This is a genomic window from uncultured Lamprocystis sp. (assembly GCF_903933125.1).
In the GTDB taxonomy this organism is placed as follows: domain Bacteria; phylum Pseudomonadota; class Gammaproteobacteria; order Chromatiales; family Chromatiaceae; genus Thiodictyon.
The window spans coordinates 1-3,357 of record NZ_CAIZIZ010000150.1; the positions used below are offsets into that span (position 1 = coordinate 1).

At 65.4% G+C, this 3,357-nt stretch carries 4 protein-coding genes; 2 read left to right on the forward strand and 2 right to left on the reverse strand.

Annotated features, from left to right (window positions below; translation table 11 throughout):
* The first annotated feature begins 205 nt into the window (after positions 1-205).
* Both QZY03_RS07510 and QZY03_RS07515 read left to right on the forward strand, forming a co-directional pair.
* A complete protein-coding gene (locus tag QZY03_RS07510; RefSeq protein ID WP_363182307.1) occupies positions 206-616 on the forward strand; it encodes a transposase in 411 nt (136 codons plus the stop codon).
* Positions 617-661: 45 nt separating this feature from the next.
* Complete coding sequence (locus QZY03_RS07515; RefSeq protein ID WP_295579718.1) at positions 662-844, forward strand: hypothetical protein; 183 nt, start codon at positions 662-664, stop codon at positions 842-844.
* A gap of 40 nt (positions 845-884) precedes the next feature.
* On the opposite strand, the gene QZY03_RS07520 is transcribed toward QZY03_RS07515, so the two are convergent.
* The gene (locus QZY03_RS07520; protein ID WP_295579720.1) at positions 885-2,774 is read right to left on the reverse strand and encodes a sensor histidine kinase; all 1,890 of its coding nucleotides are present in this window, start codon (positions 2,772-2,774) and stop codon (positions 885-887) included.
* A gap of 88 nt (positions 2,775-2,862) precedes the next feature.
* The coding region (locus QZY03_RS07525) for a winged helix-turn-helix domain-containing protein (RefSeq protein WP_295579722.1) at positions 2,863-3,357 on the reverse strand (495 nt) is incomplete at its 5' end.

Genomic DNA, 3,357 nt, shown 5'->3' on the forward strand with positions numbered 1-3,357 from the left:
GGGTGGGCGGTTAGCTCCTCCTGCCCTACATCTTGTGTAGCCGCCAATCGTAACCATGGATGAGATTTTTCTCGGGAACCTGGTCGGTCCTGGCGATCTGTTCAAGTAAACGGCGAAAGACGAGCCCGCGGCTGCGAGATGTGCGGCGATTAAAGCGGAAGGTGAATTTGTTCATCCGACACCGAACGCAGCGCGCGAGCCATGGTTGCTCGTCGCATCCACCGCCTTGGCCGCTTGGGCGCCTCAGAAGGTGGCGAAGCTCTATCGCCAGCGGATGCAAATAGAAGAGAGCGTCCGCGATATGAAGAGCCAACACTTCGGCGAGGGACTGGAATGCAGCCGCTCGGATGGCGTCGGTCGCTTTACCGTGCTGGTATTGATTGCCTCGCTGGCGGCGTTTCTATTATGGCTGCTCGGTACGGCTGCCGAACGTTTGGAATTACACCAGCGGCTGCGTCCCGGCTCTCGCAAGCGCCGCGCCTATTCGCGGCTGTTCCTCGCCCGCCTATTATTGGTGCTCGACAGCTATCGCCACCTGCTGGAAGAGTTGTTCGCGACCGTGGGCGACGCCAGCGAATGGGTAGCAACCGACCACGACGCATTGCTAGGAGCCTGACGCAGAACGGCGAAATTGTGGGGATACCTCAGGGTCTGTCCCCTATTGCCGCCGGCCCAGACCGGCCTCAGCGGCTGCCAATCCGCCAACGGCTGCTTCGTCGCCAGTGTCGCCACGACGGTCGCCGGCACCCGCATGATCGGCAATCCCTTCCGTTTCGCCGTCGACCCGAGCGATCCGACCTATGAGGATCTTTTCACAACCGCTGAGGCGTCCCCGCCCTGGTGACCGCCGGCTCTGGCTCCTGGCTCACACATCAGCCTCGCCATCACGGTTGGTCAGCGCCGAGGTTACCCGCCGCGCCGAGCGGCAGGCGGATCGTGAATTCAGCGCCTTGGTCCCGGTTGCGGGCGCTGATGCGCCCGTCCAGCTTGGTCTCAACCAATCGCCGTGCCAGCCCCAGACCGATGCCGATTCCGGAGCCGCGATCCGGGCGCGTGATGAGATCGAAGAGACGCGCGATGGGCTGCACCCGGATCCCACCGGCATTGTCGGCCACCGTCGTCCATAGCTCATCGCCCGCAACGGCCATCTCGATCCGGATCAGCGGATCGGTTACCGCGCGCTCCCGTAGTATCACCGCCGCGTTCTCGATCACGATCAGCAGGACATGGGCAAAGGCGTGGGGATAGCCATGCAGGACCAGGTCGGGCAATAGTGCACGTTCGATCCGCAGGGCGCTACCCACGGCCATGGGGGTCAGCAGGGTCACCGCCAGTTCGATCTGCTCGGCGGGACGGTAGGAGACCCGGTCCTGATCCTGGCCATAAAAGCGGTAGACATCTTCGATCGTCCGCGCCATGAAGCCGACGGTCCGGCGCAGTTCCGCGACTGCCCCTGGCAGCGCGGCCTCGCGTTCGGCGGCCGGCCGCTCGAGCAACGCCTCAAGGGTCATCAAGCGGTTACCGGCATGGATGACCGGACGCTTGAGCTGATGCAACACGCCAGAGAGCATCTGACCGACCGAGAGGAACCTGGAGTGTTCCAACAGTAGCCGCTCGCTGGCCTCGCGCGCCTGCCGCAACAGCCAGGTGCGATTGCCGAGCGCGAATGAGAGCAGCAGGGCCTCCAGGATGAACCCGATGAAGAGCGCCCGCACCGTGAGGTCATTACGCGGCAGGAGACCCTGGATCTGCATGGAAAAGACCAGCACTCCGATCAACGGGGCGCTGACGGCAAGCAGGTAGAAGCGAGCCGGCCGAAATCCGGATCGCAGCACCACGAACCCCACCGTCACCTGTAGTAGGATCAGTGTGTGCAGCAGGACATAGGTGACTCGAGCCGCTTCCCAACGATAACCCATCACGACCATCAGGATGACGCTCAGCGGGGCCACGAGCAACGCCCGCAGGAGCCGGTCATGGCGCGGTGCGCTCTGCCGGCTGGCGAGGAAGGCGCGCGAGAAGTTGATCATCGCCGCGAGCATCAGCAGCGGGAAGACCGGGAAATACGGCATGAGCGCGCCGACGGTCCCGGGCGCGACGAAGCGCGCCAGGCCGACATAGGGGTCCACCCCCAGGTAGAGCACCAGCGTCACGGCGTAGAGGAGATAGTAGAGGTAGTGCCGATCGCCAATCGCGGCATAGAGCAAGAGGTTATAGAGAAGGATGGCCACCAGGCTCCCCAGGCCCAGGCCGAGGAAGAGCAGGAGTTCCATGCCAGTGCGCTGCCAGGCGGCCTCGGTCAGCAGCGTCACCCGAAACTGCAGCAGGTAGGGTGAGCGGACGGCGATCAGCAGCGGGCGCGCGTCGTCATAGTCCGCGGGCAGGCGGAAGACCGGACTGACGAAGCGTTCCTGCGCCCCCGTCGTGGCGTACTGCCAGCCGCCGCGCAAGATGCGCAGGGCGGCACCATCCTGCCCCCGGACGGGGGCGTAGAGGGTGACCGACTCCAGGCTGCCGTTGTTGAGGAGGAGATAGGTCGATCCGCCGTCCGGCCAGGGCTTGATCAGGGCCCGAATCCACAGCGTCCCGCGCGTCAGCAAGGTGCCAAAGGAGGCCCCTCGCTGCGGCCCGAAGGGGACCCGGCCCGCACCGATGGCCGCCAGGTCCAGGGTACCCCCGACATCGAGATAGACCTCGGCAGTGCCGGCGAGCGGCACGGACGACTGCCCGGCCGAGGGTCCGACAGGTTCCAGCGCGGCGACCGACCCGGTCATCGCCAGGACGCCGACGCCCAGCCACAACACGAGCCGTCGGGCCCAGAACCCGCACCGAAGGTGGCCGCCCGCCGCGCTGGGGACCTTCCTAGGGCGCATCCTGTCGTAGCCGATAGCCGACCCCGTACCGATTCACGATCATGTCCGAACCGATCTTCTGGCGCAGCCGCAGGAACAGATTTTTCAGGGCGGCGTCGCTGCCCTGGTCGAACTCCGCGAACAGCGCAGCCAGCAGCCGTCCCTTGCTCAACCATTGATCGCGATGGGCCACCAGCAGATCGAGCAGGACCTTCTCCCGGGCGGTCAGGGTGATTGCATCCCCCGCGCGCCGCAGACTGCCGTCGGCGATGGAATAGGTGGTATTGGGGGCCAGGCGTACAAACAGTTGCCCCTCGGCATAAAGCGCCTCGGCGCAGCGCTCGAGGCTGTCCTTGAGCTGGGCCCAGGCGAGCGGCTTGACCAGGTAATCCACCAGGTTCAGCCGGGTCGCCACCAGCAGATCGGCGGTCTCGGTGAAGGCGCTGAGCAGCAGGATCGGCACCCGCCGATCCAGCCGACGGATCGCACTGGCCAGTTCCAGACC

Excerpts from the sequence above, each read along its gene's own strand:
- QZY03_RS07520 (WP_295579720.1), bottom strand. The coding sequence starts at position 2,774 with ATGACCGGGTCGGTCGCCGCGCTGGAACCTGTCGGACCCTCGGCCGGG.